At 69.4% G+C, this 17,539-nt stretch carries 15 protein-coding genes; 1 reads left to right on the top strand and 14 read right to left on the bottom strand.

The genetic code is table 11. The annotated features are described in order from the left end of the window. Nucleotides 1-63: 63 nt before the first annotated feature. The 14 genes from OXG55_04220 to OXG55_04285 form a co-directional block, all read right to left on the bottom strand. Complete coding sequence (locus tag OXG55_04220) at nucleotides 64-3,387, bottom strand: pre-peptidase C-terminal domain-containing protein (GenBank protein MCY4102461.1); 3,324 nt, start codon at nucleotides 3,385-3,387, stop codon at nucleotides 64-66. A gap of 250 nt (nucleotides 3,388-3,637) precedes the next feature. Then, nucleotides 3,638-4,939: a type II toxin-antitoxin system HipA family toxin gene (locus tag OXG55_04225; protein MCY4102462.1), complete on the bottom strand. Its 1,302-nt coding sequence runs from the start codon at nucleotides 4,937-4,939 to the stop codon at nucleotides 3,638-3,640. Between the two features lie 6 nt (nucleotides 4,940-4,945). Next, the gene (locus OXG55_04230; protein MCY4102463.1) at nucleotides 4,946-5,281 is read right to left on the bottom strand and encodes a helix-turn-helix transcriptional regulator; all 336 of its coding nucleotides are present in this window, start codon (nucleotides 5,279-5,281) and stop codon (nucleotides 4,946-4,948) included. Between the two features lie 230 nt (nucleotides 5,282-5,511). After that, a complete protein-coding gene (locus OXG55_04235; GenBank protein ID MCY4102464.1) occupies nucleotides 5,512-5,871 on the bottom strand; it encodes a clan AA aspartic protease in 360 nt (119 codons plus the stop codon). A 323-nt stretch (nucleotides 5,872-6,194) separates the two neighbouring features. After that, on the bottom strand, nucleotides 6,195-6,488 hold the full coding sequence (locus tag OXG55_04240) for a 4a-hydroxytetrahydrobiopterin dehydratase (GenBank protein ID MCY4102465.1): 294 nt from the start codon (nucleotides 6,486-6,488) through the stop codon (nucleotides 6,195-6,197). A 146-nt stretch (nucleotides 6,489-6,634) separates the two neighbouring features. Continuing rightward, nucleotides 6,635-7,408, bottom strand: coding sequence for a Fe-S cluster assembly ATPase SufC (sufC, locus tag OXG55_04245; GenBank protein ID MCY4102466.1), 774 nt, complete (start codon nucleotides 7,406-7,408; stop codon nucleotides 6,635-6,637). An 81-nt stretch (nucleotides 7,409-7,489) separates the two neighbouring features. Then, complete coding sequence (locus tag OXG55_04250; GenBank protein MCY4102467.1) at nucleotides 7,490-7,828, bottom strand: non-heme iron oxygenase ferredoxin subunit; 339 nt, start codon at nucleotides 7,826-7,828, stop codon at nucleotides 7,490-7,492. A gap of 16 nt (nucleotides 7,829-7,844) precedes the next feature. After that, a complete protein-coding gene (locus tag OXG55_04255) occupies nucleotides 7,845-9,131 on the bottom strand; it encodes a SufD family Fe-S cluster assembly protein (GenBank protein MCY4102468.1) in 1,287 nt (428 codons plus the stop codon). A gap of 11 nt (nucleotides 9,132-9,142) precedes the next feature. Next, on the bottom strand, nucleotides 9,143-9,514 hold the full coding sequence (locus tag OXG55_04260; protein MCY4102469.1) for a hypothetical protein: 372 nt from the start codon (nucleotides 9,512-9,514) through the stop codon (nucleotides 9,143-9,145). 77 nt (nucleotides 9,515-9,591) lie between these two features. Further along, a complete protein-coding gene (gene sufB / locus OXG55_04265) occupies nucleotides 9,592-12,219 on the bottom strand; it encodes a Fe-S cluster assembly protein SufB (GenBank protein MCY4102470.1) in 2,628 nt (875 codons plus the stop codon). Between the two features lie 101 nt (nucleotides 12,220-12,320). Then, complete coding sequence (locus tag OXG55_04270) at nucleotides 12,321-12,839, bottom strand: gamma carbonic anhydrase family protein (protein MCY4102471.1); 519 nt, start codon at nucleotides 12,837-12,839, stop codon at nucleotides 12,321-12,323. A gap of 127 nt (nucleotides 12,840-12,966) precedes the next feature. Next, the gene (locus OXG55_04275) at nucleotides 12,967-13,458 is read right to left on the bottom strand and encodes a flavin reductase family protein (protein MCY4102472.1); all 492 of its coding nucleotides are present in this window, start codon (nucleotides 13,456-13,458) and stop codon (nucleotides 12,967-12,969) included. 24 nt (nucleotides 13,459-13,482) lie between these two features. Then, nucleotides 13,483-14,448 (bottom strand): hypothetical protein, encoded by a 966-nt coding sequence (locus OXG55_04280; GenBank protein MCY4102473.1) that lies wholly within the window; start codon nucleotides 14,446-14,448, stop codon nucleotides 13,483-13,485. Nucleotides 14,449-14,685: 237 nt separating this feature from the next. Then, on the bottom strand, nucleotides 14,686-15,534 hold the full coding sequence (locus OXG55_04285) for a biotin--[acetyl-CoA-carboxylase] ligase (protein MCY4102474.1): 849 nt from the start codon (nucleotides 15,532-15,534) through the stop codon (nucleotides 14,686-14,688). Nucleotides 15,535-15,695: 161 nt separating this feature from the next. On the opposite strand from OXG55_04285, the gene OXG55_04290 reads away from it, so the two are divergent. Beyond that, nucleotides 15,696-17,471 carry an acetyl-CoA carboxylase biotin carboxylase subunit gene (locus OXG55_04290; protein MCY4102475.1) on the top strand — a complete coding sequence of 592 codons (1,776 nt, stop codon included), beginning with the start codon at nucleotides 15,696-15,698 and terminating at the stop codon, nucleotides 17,469-17,471. Nucleotides 17,472-17,539 lie beyond the last annotated feature (68 nt).

Here is a 17,539-nt window from a genome sequence, read left to right on the forward strand (position 1 = left end):
TCGAGCATCAGCCTCGCAATCGCCATGTCCATCAACTCGATGATCGTGCTGACGGCACGTCTCCTAGTCGCGTCTACAATTGCTACCGCTGAACGTGTCCTCCCAGAATGCCTGCCATCCACTTCTGCTGCTGCATAGTGGAAGCCGGACTTGGACACCGTTCTCGAAGTCGCAAATCGGAAGAATGTCTGTGCCCTCAAGCGATGCTGGTGGATCAGGGGGGTCTAAGAAAATGCCCGCGTTAACCACTACAGCAAGAGGCTCGGGCAGGATTCGGTTGAGAGCCCACTGGATGGTGAGATTCTCAACTTCCCCAATGGTAACCCGAGCAAGTCCGCGCAACCCTCCGACTACGATTTCCTTCGCGGCCGGAATGAGAGTTACTCCCTTCAGAATCCATAGCGCGATCTGTGCATCGCTAATGATCTCCCTTGCTGTGGCTCGTGCCCATTCGCTACACAGATTTGCGGCAGCAATTCGTCCCCATTCAGCCCACACCACGTTTGCCTCGGCGAATTCAACAATATGATCCAGTCGCGACAGTATTGACTCAGAGTAGTCCAATAGATCAGCCGCAATATCTAACGGTGGATTGCGCACAGATCTCTCGCTGTTACGAATTCCCATCATTGACGCGAGTTCTCGAATCAGGCCACGCTTGGCCGTTTCAATTTCGGCCATATAACTGGTTGCCCTAACCACAGGACGTGACGCTTGGCCGGTAAGACCAGCCACGGTGTCGGTGTCACCGACACGTTCGCCCGATATTCGCTCCTCCAGGCTATCTACAGTCTGAGATGCGCTCACAGCCTCACGGAGAGTCTCAGCAGCATACTGCTCAATTTCCGACAAGAATCCGTCAATTTCAGTGTCGAAACGAGCGGCTCGGATTTCGATCGTGAAATCACCGGTTACTCGGGCACGGTACGTAGTCGCCTCGACGCGATACGTGCCGGCGGCGAGCGTCCTCGTGATGCGCGAATTCAATCCAGAGCCGCCGTCATCGTCCTCGTCAATCCGCCGGCCACGGCTGTCCAACAGGTACAGGTACGTGTCGACGTCCGACTCCAAGTCGACCGTCACCTCGCGCTCGCCGCTGAGACTGAAATCGAAGACACGAGCGAAACGACCCGAGCGCTGAGACGACTCGCAGCCCGCGGCCCACGCTCCGCCGCGGGACACCGACCCGCCGACCGTGCCCAGCGACTCCACAGCGCAACCAGACAACGGCTCAGACGCCCGCTGCGCGGACGGCGGCGGTGGAGAGGGCTGAACCGGTGCCGACGGCCAGGTGATCGTGTTGGACCGAACCCCATTCGCCACGACGTAGACGCGCGCGCCCACATAGCTGAAGTAGCAGTTGCGCGTGGACGTCTCCGACGACGCTGTGAACGTGGCGTACGCCGCCCCCATGTTCTCCCGCCAGCACTCGACCCGGCTGCCCGGCCGCAGATTCGAGATCCGGAACCAACGACACGATGGGGACGAACAACGCCCCGACGGCCTCGCGTCGTCGCCCATAGCCAGAACCGGCGTCGTCTGCGACGAAGGCGCGCCAGCCCCGACGCGGACGCCGAGCGTGAAGCTGCCGGAGGCGCCAGAACTGTAGGTGGTCGCCTCGACGCGATACGTGCCGGCGGCGAGCGTCCTCGTGATGCGCGAATTCAAGCCCGAGCCGCCGTCGTCGTCCTCGTCGACTATGCGGCCCTGGCCGTCCAACAGGTACAGGTACGCGTCCACACTCGACTCCAGGTCGACCGTCACCTCGCGCTCGGCGCCGAGAGTGAAACCGAAGACCCGAGCGAACCTGCCCGAGCGCTGCGAGGACTCGCAGCCCGCGGCCCACACGCCGCCGCGGGACACCGACCCGCCGACCGCGCCCAACGACACCACACCGCACCCAGACGAAGAGCCGGACCCCTGCGAAGACGGCGGCGGAGGCGGAGGCGGGCTCGCGGATCGGGCGACGCGGACGCCGAGCGTGAAGCTGCCGGAGGCGCCGGCCCGATAGGTCGTCGCCTCAACAAGGTAGCTGCCGACCGACAGATCTCGCACGATCCGGGAATCCGTACCCGAGCCGCCGTCGTCGTCCTCGACGATCACGTCGCCCTGAGCGTCCAACAAGTACAAGTACGTGTCGGTCTGAGATGACAGTTCGATCGTCACCTCGCCCGCGTCCCTGACGTCGAGCCGATAGCGCCGCGCATAATGGTCGCCGTTCCCGCGCACCCCCGACACGCAGCCGGCATCCCACTCAACGCTCGGGATCCCCGAGACAGCACCGGCTACGCCACGGAGCACACCCGCCGGTTCACACGCGCCGGCAGACGCTCGTGAAGGCGGAGGAGGCGGAGCAGGCGGAGGAGGCGGCGGCGGGCTCGCGGATCGGGCGACGCGGACGCCGAGCGTGAAGCTGCCGGAGGCGCCGGCCCGATAGGTCGTCGCCTCAACAAGGTAGCTGCCGACCGACAGATCTCGCACGATCCGGGAATCCGTACCCGAGCCGCCGTCGTCGTCCTCGACGATCACGTCGCCCTGAGCGTCCAACAAGTACAAGTACGTGTCGGTCTGAGATGACAGTTCGATCGTCACCTCGCCCGCGTCCCTGACGTCGAGCCGATAGCGCCGCGCATAATGGTCGCCGTTCCCGCGCACCCCCGACACGCAGCCGGCATCCCACTCAACGCTCGGGATCCCCGAGACAGCACCGGCTACGCCACGGAGCACACCCGCCGGTTCACACGCGCCGGCAGACGCTCGTGAAGGCGGAGGAGGCGGCGGCGGTTCGGGAGAAGGAGGCGGCGGCTGGGGTGCGGGCGATGCGGGTGGCGCCGGCGGGCTCGTGGAGCAGCGCGCCACGCAGCGCATCCGGATGGCGTCCACGCCGATCCGGCTGGCGGCGAGACCGTGGCGAGAGTGATGCTGAGACGCCTCATTGTCCCGGACGGTGATCGTGACACGCGCGCCGTCGGCTTCGACGTTGCCCAGAGAGGTCCAACCCGAGACGTTGCGCTGCGCCACCCGGCGCGTGTACTCCCGGCCGCCGACGTCGATCCGGTAGGTCACCGTGGCTGTGGCGTGATTGCTCGGTACGTACGCCTGGATCTCCTGGCGGCCGACGCGGCGGCCCATCGACCAGCGCGCCCAGTTGTCCGGGCTCGACTCCCCTGCGATCGCGTACGTGTACCGGTAATAGTTCGAACCGTAACCGTGACCGGGATCACCCCAATACCAGTACTGAGACGGTCCAAACAGCCGGGGGTTGTCGTTCACGTACCAGGACGTCTGCTCCTGCGCCGCCGCCGGGGAGGAGGCCGCGGCGGGCACCAGCGACCCGGCCAGCACGGCGATCACGATCATGGCGACGAGGTGAATTCGGGACTCCATGGCGAGGTACGCTCCATCGGATCGGCTTGGGCGAGGGCCGCCAGCGGCTGCAGACGGGACGGCCGGCGCGACACCCTCGGCTCCGACCGGCGGGCAAAGTACCCCCCCCCCCCCCCCGCATGTCAAGCACCGCGCGCCAGAGCCCTGCAAGCGCCCCTCCGACCGGCTCGCGAGCGCGATTCGCAGGCGTGCGCTTCAACGCAATGCCGGTCGCCTCCGCGGGGCCCGGGCGGTGCCCGGGGGCGGCCAGCTAGCGGTTCGCCGTCTCGAGGGCCTGGTCGATAACGCGGCGGCAACGCCCGACGTGGTGACCGACGCGGTCGAGGAGACGTTCCGCGAACTCCCGGGCCATCCCAATCGGGGGATCCTGTGCCACCGAGGCGAACGCGCCGGGCAGACCGGATGCGAGGTCGTCGATTCGCAGCAGCATGGCGGCAGGATCGACCTTCAAGCCACTTGCGGCCTCCAACCAGTCCTCCGGTCCGACCTCGTCGATCCGGTGGATCTCCCCCACCGCCATGGCCGACATCACCGGACGACCCCCCGCACCGAAATAGGGGAAGGCCGACATGATGTCGTACAGGGGGGTGAGCCGTACGAGACCCTGATCCAGGAACAGCGAGTAGTTCTTGGCGTGCGCGTCCGGCGCGCCGATCATCCAGTTGTAGGCCACGGCGTCGCAGAACGCCCCGACGTCGACGGCGACCTCCGGCTGCGGCACATGCCGCCGGAGCAGCGCCGCGATCTCCGCCGGCGACGGGCCGCCCTCGTGCTGGTACTTCTCGTCGGGCGACCGGCCGAGCGCCTGGCAGAGATCCTCGGTGTGCAACCGCCACGGCTCGCCACCCTCCCACACCCGGTCGAAGCGCTCGACCACGACCGCCGACTGGTCCTCGAAGACGGCCAGGTCGGTGACGGCGGCCGGCATCCCCAGGTGTCGAGCGGCGGTGAGACAGAGATGCTCGTTGACGTCGGTCCACGGCAGGTGCGCCATGCCCGGCTTCAGAACGTGGGTGGTGGGCGTCGTGCCGATCGGCACCCCCCAGCCGTCGGCGTCGCGATACAGGGCCGTCTTCGGCTGACCGCCCGCCAGGCTGAATTGGGGACCCAGGCGGGGGTCCACCCACGCTCCCGCGTCCGATCGGAGGTCCCGGAGCCGCTGAGCGATCTGAGCCTCAGTGAGCGGCTCCACCTCCCCGCCGCGCTCGATCAGGCGCTCTACCTCGTAGGGATCGCAGAACTGCACGGCGCCCGCACAATCGCGACCCACCGGCGTTGAGAGCAGGTCGAACGGTCGGAGGCTCGGTGCCCCGTATTCGTCGCGCCAGCGGCGCAGAACCTCGACCGACTCCGGCAGCAGACCCGCCATCCAACCTTCGATGCGTCGATGCGGGTGGTCCGCCAGCGCCAGCGGCATCGAGACCGACAGCGGGGTGGCGTCGGCGCGGGTCCGGTACTCCTCGTCGTAGCCGAAGCTCAGGGCACCCTCGGAGGATCTTGTGACGTGGCCGATCTGCTCGCCGCCGAGAAGGACCGAGAGAACGCCGTACATCGTCGATCAGCGCCGCGACAGGGCGGGGTCCGCGTCGCCACGGGCCGGAGTCCGCGGCAGGCGACCGGGGGCGGGTTTCGGCGCCGCGGGGTCCAGCGCGGCGAACGCCCGCCGGAAGCGTTCGGAGCCCTGCCGGTGCGACGGCCGCACATCCACGCCGTGGCCCAGCACATCGAGGACCCGCAGCACTTTGCCCAACTCGACGGTCGGCTTGCCGTTCTCCATCTGCGACAGCCACACCCGGCTCACGCCGGCCCGCTCGGCCACCTCGGCCTGCGTGAGATCCGCCCGCGACCTCAGATCCCGCACAACGAGCCCGAAGTCCCGACAGTTGTAGAGCATCACTCCCGCTCCCTCTCCGGCTGCTGTTGGCGTTCGTTCACAAACTCGCAGTACAAACGAACGATGTCACTAGAAAACAGTATACGAACCTTTACAGAACTCGGCCGAGATGGCTCCGGCGGGTGATTCGCGCACCAAGCCCGGCCCGTCGAGCGCCGCGCTGGTTGACCTCGCGCTGGTTGACCTGGGGCAGCGTTAGTGGCCAGCCGCCCCGTGACCCCGCGTGACTGCTACAGGCGAAGGACTGCCCTTCGCATCAGTTGCCCGCCCTCGGGATCCACCACGATGCCGGCCGATTCCAGCGCGATCACCCCCAGCAGCGGCTCGGCATCATCGTCGCCGAAGATGACCCGGACCGACGCCAGATCGTCCATGAACTCGAGTTCGGCGAGAGCCGTGTCGAACTCAAGTTCGGTGCCATCGGCCAACCGGTACCTCCTCCTGGCCCGCGGTTCGATCCCGATGGCCTCCAGACAGCGGCGCGGCACCAGGCTGTCGGTCGCCCCGGTGTCCACCAGAAACCGTCCCTCCCAGCAGCGATCGTCCTCCCGTGGATTCCGTACCGTCACCATCACATGCGTCTGCCCCATGTCCCGTCCTCCTCAGCGGCAACGACCCGGCCAACAATCCGCCAATGCCCAACATAGGGCACATCCGATGAACCGTCAACCCCGATGATTATTGAAATATATTGATATTGTACACAGAGCGCGGCACCACTGGCGCTTTGACCGGCGGGCACCCGAGCGCGCAGTCGGCGCGACTCTCGGGGTTCGGCGAGTAGTCCGCAGCGGGCCACGCGCTCACCGGAACCGAACCCGGGTAGAACCGATGCACCGGCCGAGGGCCGGCGGAGCGCCCAAGGCCGTACGTGCGGCCGCTGCCGACCGACCCGGTTGGGAGTCGTGCCGGGTCAGCCGGCGAGTTTGTTGACCCTGGCGGCGAAGTCGAAGTCCTTCTCGGTGATGCCGCCGGCAGCGTGGTTGCTGATGGCGATGGACACCTTGTTCCAGACGTTCGACCACTCGGGATGGTGGAACAGCCGCTCAGCCACGCAGGCCACGGACGCCATGAAGCCGAAGGCGGCGGTGAAGTCGGCGAACGCGAAGTCGCGGTGCAGGGCGTCGCCGCGGCGCTCCCAGCCGGGGATCTCGCCGAGGCGGGAGTCAACGGTGGCGTCGTCGATCAGTTCGTTGGGATTGCTCATGGCGCCACAGTAACCCTGCGGCAGCGGCACCGCAGCAGCGCGGTCGTCGCCCGCGGCGATGGATTCCGGCCCCGGATCAAGTCCGGGGCAGGCTCTGCGCCGGAATGACGGGCGTCGGGCGGCGGGCCGGATGAGGGCGAAGGAGACTAGAAGCCGCGGCCCAGGCTGACGGCCACCTCGGTGGGGGCGGGGCGGTCCCAGCGTTCGTAGCCGGTGCGCTCCAACTCGTCGGCCAACTCAGGGCCGCCGGAGGCCACGATCCGGCCGCGGATCATGATGTGCACCCGGTCGGCGCGCAGCACACCCAGCAGCCGCGTGTAGTGGGTGATCGCCAGGACGCCGAGACCCTCGGTGGTCGCCTCCTCGATGCGCCGGGCCACGGCGCGCAGGGCGTCCACGTCGAGGCCGGAGTCGATCTCGTCGAGCACCGCGATGCGCGGGCGCAACACCGCAAGCTGCAACGCCTCTCCGCGCTTCTGCTCACCCCCGGAGAGGTCGACGTTGACCGCCCGCTCCAGCAGTGCCGACGGCACCCCCAGACCTTCGGCCTCGGCACTCAACAGGGCGGCCAAGCCGTCGGCGTCGGGATCGCGCCCCGCGGCGCGCAGTGACGCGCCCAGCACGTCGAGCAGGTTCACCCCCGGCACCTCGGTGGGGTACTGCATGGCCAAGAAGAGTCCCGCCCGTGCCCGCTCGAAGGGGCTGAGCGCCAGCAGGTCTCGCCCGTCCAGCAGCGCCCGGCCGGCGGTCACGGTGTAGCCCCGACGCCCCGCCAGGACGTGCGCCAGCGTGGACTTGCCGCACCCGTTGGGACCCATGACGGCGTGTACCTCGCCGGCGACCACCTGCAGGTCGACGCCGTGCAGGATCGCCTCGCCGGCGGCGTTGGCCCGCAGTCCCTCGACGACCAGTTCGCTCACACCACTACCTCGGGATGATCGGGCCGCCGAGCCCGCCGACTCCCCACAACGACCCGTCAACCACCGGCCCGCGCACGCCGGCTACCTCGGGCGCAGGGTCACGAAGACGCCCGCGTCGCTCGCCGCCACGTCGTGGGCCGCCACCGCGACGACCGCCGGCAACGTGAGAGCCTCGCCGGTGCGCAGGTCGAAGAGGCTGCCGTGGGCGGGACACTCCAGGGCGCACTCGTCGGCGTCCACGTCGCCCTCGGCGAGCGAGTAGTCGGCGTGGCTGCAGGTGTCGTCGATGGCGAAGAACTCTTCGCCTATGCGGACCAGTGCCACCCGCCGGCCCTCCACCGCGAAGCAGCGGGCCTCGCCGTCCCCCAGGTCGTCCCGCCCGCACAGCCGCACGGGTCCGACCGCGCTCTCGGTACTCATCGCGGCTCCTCTCGCCTCACCGGTCGGGGCCGATCTTGGCGCGCACCATCTCGTCGAAGCCCGCCGCCACCGACTGCACCGGCAACCTGCTGCGCACCTCCCCGAAGAACCCCTCCACGATCAGCCGCTCCGCCACGTCGGGGGGCACGCCCCGGCTCTCGAGGTAGAAGCGGTGATCCTCGTCGACCGGTCCCACCGAGCTGGCGTGGGCGCAGCGCACGTCGTTGTTCTCGATCTCGAGGTTGGGTACCGAATCGGCCCACACCTCCTCGGAGAGCTTTAGGATGCGGTTCGTCTGCTGCGCGTCGGTGCCGCGGGCTCTGGGGCCCACACGGATGAGCCCGGAGTAGATGGAACGCGCCCGGTCCTCCACGGCGCCCACGAAGAGCAGGTTGCTGTTGGTGTCGGGGGCCAGGTGGTTCTGGAAGGTGCGGAAGTCCAGGACCTGGTCGCGGTCCCCGAAGTACATGGCCGACATGTCGCCGGTGGCGCCCCGACCCGCCAACGTGCAGTCCACCCGGCAGCGGGCGTAGCCGCCGCCGACCGCCGCCAACCCGATGGCGAGGTGGCCCTGGGAGGCCACCGCCGCCGCCGTCTGGTCGATGCCGGTGGCCCCCGGTCCGAGCTCCTGCAGGTTGAGGTACTGCAGGCGGGCGGCGGATCCCACGTCCAGTTCGGTCACCGGGACCGCCAGCACCTCCCCGTCTCCGGAGACGAGGGCATTGACCACCTGCGCCTCGGCGCCGTCGCCCGCGACGACCGCCAAGCGGGGGAAGACGGCCAGCGACGGCGTGCGCACCACGTTCACCACCGCCACGGGATCGGCGAGACGCGCCCCGCGGGGAATCTCCAGCAGCACCGGCTCGGTGCAGAAGGCGTCGTTCATCAGGCCGAACACGTCGGCCGGCGCTCCGAGGACGCCGCCCAGAGCGCCCACCGGTTCGGGCTCATCGCCGAGGGGGCGCACCGCCAGGCCGGCGGACGCGGCCTCCGGCGTGATCTCGGTGCCGGCGAGGCGCCCGTCGCAGGTCACCACGAGAGCGCTCAACGGCCCCAGGCGGCCCCGCAGCGAGCCGAGCCGACCATCGCTCGCGGCGCCGTTCGCTCCGCTGGGTGACGCCGGCCGATAGGTCTCGAGGTGCAGCTCGGCGACGGGGCTGTAGCGCCACTCCTCCTCGCCGGGCGACGGCAATTCGGTATCCCGGAACTCCTCGGCGGCCGCTCGGCGGCGCTGCCGCAGCCAGTCGGGGCCGCCCAGAGAGGAGGCGTGCGCGACCGAGAAGACGTCGTGGAGGTCGGGCATCGGTCAGTCGGTCAGCCGCGGTCGCCGCGGTCCTTGCCGCGGCGGCGGAGCCTCCGGCCCAAGCGGCCGGTGGAGCGCCGCTTCGGTTTGTCCAGGTCGGCCATGATCTCGCGGCCGGCCGCATTCACCACATCCTCGGCCGCGTCCAGCAGCGCGGCGATGGAGTCGTCGGACCCCAGCGACGCCGGCTCGTCGGGCGTCTTCGGGGTGACGAGGGTGCCGTAAGCCCAGTTCACGTCGGCTCGGCGCCGGACGTACGCCTCGCAGTTCTCCGGGCAGCGCCACGGCGCCTCGGGGGCCAGATCCAGGTCGCACTTGCGCACGGTGTCGCCGTTGGGGTACGTGCGACTCTCGAAGTGCTTACAGTCCTGACGCATCGGCATGGCGCGCCCATTCTACGGTCGGTGCCTTCTGCGCCGGTCGCAGTCAGGCCCAGTGCCCCGAAGCCGGGGCGGCGTCTTCAGCCGACGGAGCCCTCCATCTGCAGTTCGATGAGACGGCTCCACTCCACGGCGTACTCCATGGGCAGCGTGCGGGTGACCGGCTCGACGAAGCCGTTCACGATCATGCCCATGGCCTGCTCCTCGCTGAGGCCGCGGCTCATGAGGTAGAAGAGCTGCTCGTCGGCCACCTTGGACACTGTGGCCTCGTGGCCGATGACGGCGTCCTGGCTGCCGACCTCCATGTAGGGGTAGGTGTCCGAGATGCTGTCCTCGTCGAGGATGAGCGCGTCGCACTGCACATGGCTCTTGCAGCCGCCGGCGTCGGGCTCCACCCGCACCAGGCCGCGGTAGCTGGTCCGCCCGCCGTCCTTGGAGATGGACTTGGAGACGATCTTGGAGGTCGTCTCGGGAGCGGCGTGGGTCATCTTGGCGCCGGTGTCTTGGTGCTGGCCGGGGCCGGCGTAGGCCACCGACAGCACCTCGCCGGAGGCCTTCGGCCCGACCATCACCACGGCGGGGTACTTCATGGTGAGCTGCGAGTTGTGGACGATGAAGCCCTCCGAGACGAAATTGCCGGTGCCCTCCACCTCGATGTCCCAGGTCGGCACGACCTCGGCGTCCACCCCGACCGCCACGTCGCGGATCTCCACGCCGGCCGGCAACTCGATGTTCGACCGTCCGACCCGCCGGAAGTGCCGGAGAACGGGCTCCGGCTGCCGGGCGACCGCCTCGCGAAGCTGCGTCGAAACGGCAGCCAGGAGTCTCGGGTCGGCCGGGAAGTCCAGCCTGTGCGAGCCACGGGCCGTCGAGTCGCAACCGAGGATTCGCACCGGCCGCTCTCCCTCGAACTCCGTCTGGACCTGAGACGAGATGCCGAGGCTTGTGAGCACCTCACCGACGTCCTCGAGCAGGGACTGGTTGGCGGACTTGATCGAGAATCCTCGCCTACCCGCCGGCGCACAGCCGTCGGAGTCGAGGTACCCGGCGACATAGGACAGGCGCTGAGACTCGGGCAGGTCCAGAACCCACTCGGGTACTCGCTTGCGGAGAGCGCCCGACACGAAGCCGTTGACTTCCAGGAGATCGGCAAGGTCGACGCTGTTCCAGGACAGGGTCACACCGTCGCCTCGCTCAGTCGGGACCGCTCCGGGCATCAGGCGGCCCATCACGCCGGTCAGGCGGACCCGAGCCCTGTCCTCGCGAGGTACCGAGAACACGACCTTCGCCCAGCGGCGCCCACCCGACAGAGCGGCCGCGGAGTCGATCGAGCCATCGCCGGTGAACAGCCCGAACAGCCACATCAGGTCATCGGTCGTGGTCTCGCCCACTTCGAGACGGCTGGCCCGCTCGCGCTCGGCGACGAAACCCTCGCTGTACTGGTTGCTGCTTCCGAACACTGTGCGGGTGTCGGGTTGCGTAAGCTTGTGAGGCTCGCCGTAGTCGAGGCTGGAGACGGGCACGATCGCCTTGCTGAGTCGGTCGGCACGGACATACGCCAGGCTGTAGCGGCCCAGTTTCTTCGGGCGCGAGGCGTCGTAGACGTAGGAGTAGAAGGGGTGATTGCCGGTGACCCGCAGCCGCCGCGAGCCGACCCGTACGTCCCGGACGCGCTGCTCGCCGGAGTAGCGCTTGGCAGTGACCCGCCGCCAGCACAGCGAGCCGGCCGCCTCGTCGTAGGACAGCACCTCGTCGCCAGGCATCACCAACTCGATCGGCTTGGTACCGCCGGGGGTCGTGACCCGGGAGCCCTCGGCGAGGCAGCCGATGTTGCCGTCGATCCACTCCATGTGGCCCTCGGCCTCGACCCTGGCCCGCTTGGTGACCAGGTTGTAGACGTTGTTGGACCAGTTCTGGATCGTGGTGTAGGTAACCCGGGCGCCCTCGCCCACCACGATCTCCACCACGGCCGAGTGCAGCGAGTCGCTGGTGTACACCGGCGCCGAGCAGCCCTCCACGTAGTGCACCTGCGCGCCCTCGTCGGCAATGATGAGGGTGCGCTCGAACTGCCCCATGTTCTCGGCGTTGATGCGGAAGTAGGCCTGCAGCGGCAACTCCACGCTCACGCCCGGGGGCACGTAGATGAACGAGCCGCCCGACCACACGGCCGAGTTGAGCGCCGAGAACTTGTTGTCGTTGGGGGGGATCACCCGCCCGAAGTGCTTGCGCACCAACTCGGGGTGCTCGCGCACCGCCGAGTCCATGTCGCTGAAGATGACACCCTGCGCCTCGAGGTCCTCACGGTTGCGGTGGTACACCACCTCGGACTCGTACTGGGCGGTGACACCGGCGAGGTACTTGCGCTCGGCCTCGGGGATGCCGAGCTTCTCATAGGTGTTCTTGATGGAGTCGGGAACATCGTCCCACTCGCTGACCTGCTCCTCGGTGGGCTTGATGTAGTAGAAGATGTTGTCGAAGTCGATGCCGCCGAGCTCACCGCCCCAGGTCGGCAGCGGCCGGCGCTCGAAGCGGTCGAAGGACTTCAGCCGGAAGTTGAGCATCCACTCCGGCTCCTTCTTCATGAAGGACATCTCGCGCACGATGTCGGCATCGAGGCCCCGGCGCGGCTTGAAGACGTAGTCCTCCTCGTCGCTCCATCCCAGGGCGTAGTTGCCGAGATCGACGCCGAGGGTGCTGGCTTCGGTCATCGGGGCTCCCAGCTATTGGCGGATTTCGTGGTCTCAGTCTATCGGCGCCGGGCGGCCGTGGCAGAGGGCTGGCCGGCGGGCGCGGCGCGGTGGGTGAGCAGTCAATCCAGCCGCCGCAACTCGGCCTTGTAGCGAGGCCCGCGCCGCGCGTAGCTGTCCGCCGCGTCGACCAGCATGTCGGGATCGGCGGCGTCGGGGCGGATTCGCGCCGGGACGCCGACGGCAACCGCTGCGGGCGGAATCTCGGTGCCGTCGAGCACCACCGCACCGGCACCCACGAGCGCCCCCTCGCCGACGACGACGCTGTGCCGGATCACCGAACCGACCCCTGCGAGAGACCCGTCGCGCATCGTGCAGGCCTCCAGGTGGGCCAGATGCCCGACGGTGCAGTCGTCGCCGATCACCGTCGGCGACACGGGTGCGGTGTGGACGACGGCACAGTCCTGGATCGAGCTGCGCTCGCCGACGACGATGGCGCCGTCGTCGCCGCGCAGCACCGCCTGCGGCCACACCGTCGAGCCAGCGCCGATCGTGACGTCGCCGATGATGGTGGCCTCGGGGTGGACGTAGGCGTCGGGATGGATGCGCGGCACCAGATCGCCGAGGGCGTAGACGGCCATGAGGGTTCCTCCTGCTGTGGTCTGGGGCTGGAGTCGCTGCTAGAAGAAGTATCGGGCGTGGCGGCGTCGTTGCACCTGTGACGGCGAGACACTGCCGGTCCGGCGCCGGCGCGAGAGAGTTGGTGCCTCAACCCGACGGCCGGCGCACCCCGCCGTAGCCGCCCTTGAAGAAGATCAGCGGGACGCCGTCGGGCCGCTCCACAGCCAAGTCGGCGACCCGCCCGAGGACGATCCAGTGATCGCCTGCGTCGTGCACCGTCTCGATGGTGCAGTCGATCCAGGCCAGGCAGCCCTCGATGACCGGGGAGCCGGTGACACGGGTGCTCCAGGAGATGTCGGCGAACTTGTCCGGATCCCGCCCCGCGAACCGCGAGCTCACAGCGGTCTGGTCCTCGGCCAGGACGTTGACGCAGAAGTTGCCGCTCGCCTCGATGACCGGCCAGCTGCCCGACGATTTGCCGGGGCAGAACATGACCAGCGGCGGATCCAGGGAGACCGAGCCGAACGAGCCGATGGCGAGCCCCGCGGGGCTGCCGTTCTCGGCGCCGGTCACCACCGTCACGCCGGTCGGGTAGTGGCCGAGGACGCGGCGGAACTCGGCGGAATCGAACGGTGCCAACGGATCGAGTCGGGATCGGGCCCGCTAGGCCGCTTCGGCTCCGGTGGCCTCGGCGCCGGAGTCGTCGGCCGGACCCACCGATCGGGCGATCATCAGGCCGCCGACCAGCGCCAGGATGGGGCCCGACCCGGTCAGCCCGGGGCCCATCAGGCTGCCCGCGAGATCACCGGCTGCCAGCACGACGACGGCGATCCCGCCCACGCGGACGTGCGTCGCCATCTTCACCTGCATCCCCGCCGAGTTGGAGGGCGACAGCAGGCCGAGCAGGAGGAGCAGCACAAGCACGCCGAGAATCAGCACCGGATAGCCGGTTGCGATGTCGCTGTCGAGGCCCCCGACGACGAGATCCTCGCCGAACGCTCCCCCGGCACTGGAGGCGAACATTCCCGCGGCACTCGTGGCCCAGTCCATCCAGAACGACGCGATGATCGCAAGGATGGCGCCGAGCGCCGCCGTCACGTTGTGCGTGACCTGCCGGCCCGGGCGCCGGGCGGGATCCATCGTTGCGAAGGCGATCCCCGTGAACGCCACGAATGATCCGATCATCGCCACCCACGATCCTCCGCCCATGAGGGTGCCATCCGCATCGTCGAACAGCACGATCACCGTGATGAGCGATGCAAGGAAGGCCCCGAGGGCGACACCCTTCGCCGTGTCGATCCGCGGCCGCCCCGAGAGCAGGGCAAGCCCGGCGAGAAAGACGACGAGGCCCACACCGCCCCCGCCCGCCCCGATCCCGGCGAAGTTCGGGAACGCATCGGGCGCGATGTTGATCCAGCTCAGCAGGCCCGCCAGCACCATGGCTGCTGCCCCGAGCAGGACCAGCAGCCGGTCGACGGGCGGCACAGCGAGCGTGATGAGCCTCTTCGCCTCGGTCGGCGGGTCGGAGGGGGAGTCCTCCTCGGCGGGGGCTTCCTCCGGTGCTGGCCGCTCGGGCGGATCCGGGTCCTGCCCGCCGCCGGCCACGTTGTCGTCCACGGCATCGTTCACGGCAATCCTCCGGCATTCGACAGGACAGGACCAAGACCGATCGTAGCCGGGTGGCCAGCACCGGAAGAGGTCTCGCTGCCGCGGGTCGGACCTCCTGCCTCCACCGCTCTCCGGGCCGCGATGCGACGGGCGTCCGGCCGCTCCGGGTTGACGGGTGACCGGTCGGAGGTGGCACCGGGACCAGCCCCAGGGCACCGATGGCCGCTCCGGGCGGGCGGGCGGGCCGGTCGGAGCCGTTCAGGTGCGCTCGAGCCGGAGATGGCGGCAGTCGCCGGCAGTGATCTCGACGGGGCCGCTGGCCGTCGCCACGACGAGGTGACCGCCGGCGGTGAGATCCGCGGCCCGGCCGGCCACGGTGCCCCCGGGTGTCAGCACGCGCACGTGACGCCCGAGCGTGGCGCTTTTGCGGCGGAGTTCGTCCAGCAGGTCCCGCTCCCCGGCGGGCTCGCGCAGGCGCCGGTACCAGGCGTCGAGACGCACCAGCACCGAGATGAGCATCTCGTCGCGGCTCGGCGGGAGCACCGCCAGCGCATCCAGAGCGGTCGGGGGAAGCGGAGCGAAGTCGCGCTCGGTCTCCCCGATCTGCGCGGCGACCGTGGCGCTCAAGGCGGGATGCGACAGCAGGTTCACGCCGAAGCCCGCCACGACGGCAGCCGTGCCGCCGCCGGCAACGTCCGACTCCGCCAACACACCGGCCAGCTTGGCCTCGCCCGGCGCTCCCGCCTCGCCGGGCACGCGCGCGATCACGTCGTTGGGCCACTTCAGTTGTACATCCGCACCCACATCGGCACAGGCATCGCGCACCGCGAGACCCACCGCCGGCGACAGCAACGTCAGCGCCGCCCTCCCCGCTTGCGGCCGTAGCAGTACCGAGGCAAGCAACGCCGCGCCGGGCGGTGCCACCCACGACCGGCCGTGCCGTCCCCGCCCGGCGGTCTGGTGGTCCGCGACGAGCACCAGCCCTTCGGATGCACCGTCACGGGCTGCGGCCAGCAGGTCGGCGTTGGTCGAGCCGGTGGTGCCCACGAAGCGGACGGAGCCGAAGACCGTTCCCGCCATCCGCTCGCGCACCTCGTCGGCCCTCATCGGTCGACACCTCCGGGGCGCCCGGCGCCCGACGAGATCGCCGCGCCGCACTGTCCCTCGAGACACGATCGGAGACCCCGCCAACCCGCAACGCACCGGCCTTCGACGGGCGCCCGGGGCACATTCTGCGGATTCGGGGCCACGATCTGGCACGATAAGGTGTGTTTTCTTCGGTGCTGATCGCCAACCGGGGCGAGATCGCCGTCCGGGTGATCCGGACGTGCCGGGAGATGGGCATCCGGTCGATCGCTGTCTACTCCGAGCCCGACCGCGACGCCCTGCACGTGCGTCTGGCGGACGAGGCGTACGCCCTCGGGGGACAGTCGAGCGAGGAGAGTTACCTCAACGTGCCCGCCATCCTGGCCGCCGTCGAGGCCGGCGGCGCCGAGGCGGTCCACCCCGGCTACGGGTTCTTCAGCGAGAACGCGGACTTCGCCCGGCGCATCGTGGAGATGGGAGTGACCTTCATCGGCCCGCCGCCGGAGGCCATCGAGGTGATGGGCGACAAGATCTCCGCCCGCCGGGCCGCCGAGAGCGTCGGCGTGGGAAGCGTGCCGGGGACGCCGCTGGTGGACACCGCCGACGACGTGGCGGCGTTCGCGGGCGAGCACGGCTACCCGATCGCGGTCAAGGCCGCCTACGGCGGAGGCGGGCGCGGTCTCAAGGTGGTGCAGGCCGCCGGGGAGATCGACTCGGCGCTGGAGTCGGCCCGCCGCGAGGCCCTGGCCTACTTCGGGCGCGACGAGCTGTACCTGGAGCGCTACCTCCCCCGGCCGCGCCACGTCGAGGTGCAGGTGCTGGCCGACGCCCACGGAAACTGCATCCACCTGGGAACGCGCGACTGCTCGGCGCAGCGTCGCCACCAGAAACTGATCGAGGAGGCGCCCGCCCCGGACATCCCCGCCGAGGTGACCGCCGCCATGGGCGAGGCTGCCGTCACCGTGGCGAAGGGCTGCGGCTACGTGAACGCCGGAACGGTGGAGTTCCTGTACCAGGACGAGCAGTTCTGGTACCTGGAGATGAACACGCGCCTGCAGGTGGAGCACCCCGCCACCGAGTTGGTCTGCGGCCTCGACCTGGTGGAGCAGCAGCTCCGGGTGGCGGCCGGCGAGCCGCTGGGATTCGAACAGAGCGACGTGGAGCTGCGGGGCCACGCCATCGAGGTGCGCATCAACGCCGAGGATCCCGCCGGTGGGCACTTCCTGCCCTCGCCGGGGCGCGTCGCCAAGCTGGTGGTGCCCGACGGTTTCGGCACCCGCTTCGACACGGGCTACGAGGCCGGCGACGAGATCAGCCCGCTCTACGACAACCTGATCGGCAAGCTCATCTGCTGGGGCGCCGACCGTCCCGCGGCCATCCGCCGCACGCTGCGGGCGCTCGGGGAGATGGAGGTGGAGGGCGTCGCCACGACCATCCCCGCCGATGAGGCCATCCTCTCACATCCCGATTTCGCGGCCGTGACCCACTCCACCCGATGGGTGACCGACGAGTTGGACCTCTCGGGCCTCATGCCGATGCAGGTGGCCGAGGAACTGGCGCTCACCGGCGACAGCGAGAAGGTGCACCACACCATCGACGTGGAGGTCAACGCCAAGCGCTACACGGTGAAGCTCTGGATGCCGCCGGGAGCCGCGGCCGCAGCACCGGCGGCGGAGGGGCGACCCACCCGCCGGCCGCGGCGGACCTCGGGGAGCGGCGGCTCCGGGGCCGGCAGAGGCAGCGGCGAGGTGCGCACCCCGATGCAAGGCACGGTCATCAAGGTGCTCGTGGCCGTGGGCGAAACCGTGGCCGCCGGCGACCCGGTCGTGGTGCTGGAGGCCATGAAGATGGAGAACAACCTCCTCGCCGGCTGCGACGGCACCGTCAGCGAGGTGCGGGTGGCGGCCGGCGATCTGGTCGGCGGCGGTGACCTAGTGGTGCTGATAGAGCCGGCGTAGGAGACTGCTGAGCATTGCCGCCGATGCCCCGACCCGTCATTCCGGCGAAGGGGGGTAGAGGAGCTCGG

The sequence above is a fragment of the bacterium genome, from assembly GCA_026708055.1.
Taxonomy (GTDB): domain Bacteria; phylum Actinomycetota; class Acidimicrobiia; order Acidimicrobiales; family CATQHL01; genus VXNF01.

Coding starts and splice junctions, on each gene's coding strand:
- OXG55_04220 (MCY4102461.1), bottom strand. CDS start 3,387: ATGGAGTCCCGAATTCACCTCGTCGCCATGATCGTGATCGCCGTGCTG.
- OXG55_04225 (MCY4102462.1), bottom strand. CDS start 4,939: ATGTACGGCGTTCTCTCGGTCCTTCTCGGCGGCGAGCAGATCGGCCAC.
- OXG55_04230 (MCY4102463.1), bottom strand. CDS start 5,281: ATGCTCTACAACTGTCGGGACTTCGGGCTCGTTGTGCGGGATCTGAGG.
- OXG55_04235 (MCY4102464.1), bottom strand. CDS start 5,871: ATGGGGCAGACGCATGTGATGGTGACGGTACGGAATCCACGGGAGGAC.
- OXG55_04240 (MCY4102465.1), bottom strand. CDS start 6,488: ATGAGCAATCCCAACGAACTGATCGACGACGCCACCGTTGACTCCCGC.
- OXG55_04250 (MCY4102467.1), bottom strand. CDS start 7,828: ATGAGTACCGAGAGCGCGGTCGGACCCGTGCGGCTGTGCGGGCGGGAC.
- OXG55_04255 (MCY4102468.1), bottom strand. CDS start 9,131: ATGCCCGACCTCCACGACGTCTTCTCGGTCGCGCACGCCTCCTCTCTG.
- OXG55_04260 (MCY4102469.1), bottom strand. CDS start 9,514: ATGCCGATGCGTCAGGACTGTAAGCACTTCGAGAGTCGCACGTACCCC.
- sufB (MCY4102470.1), bottom strand. CDS start 12,219: ATGACCGAAGCCAGCACCCTCGGCGTCGATCTCGGCAACTACGCCCTG.
- OXG55_04270 (MCY4102471.1), bottom strand. CDS start 12,839: ATGGCCGTCTACGCCCTCGGCGATCTGGTGCCGCGCATCCATCCCGAC.
- OXG55_04285 (MCY4102474.1), bottom strand. CDS start 15,534: ATGAGGGCCGACGAGGTGCGCGAGCGGATGGCGGGAACGGTCTTCGGC.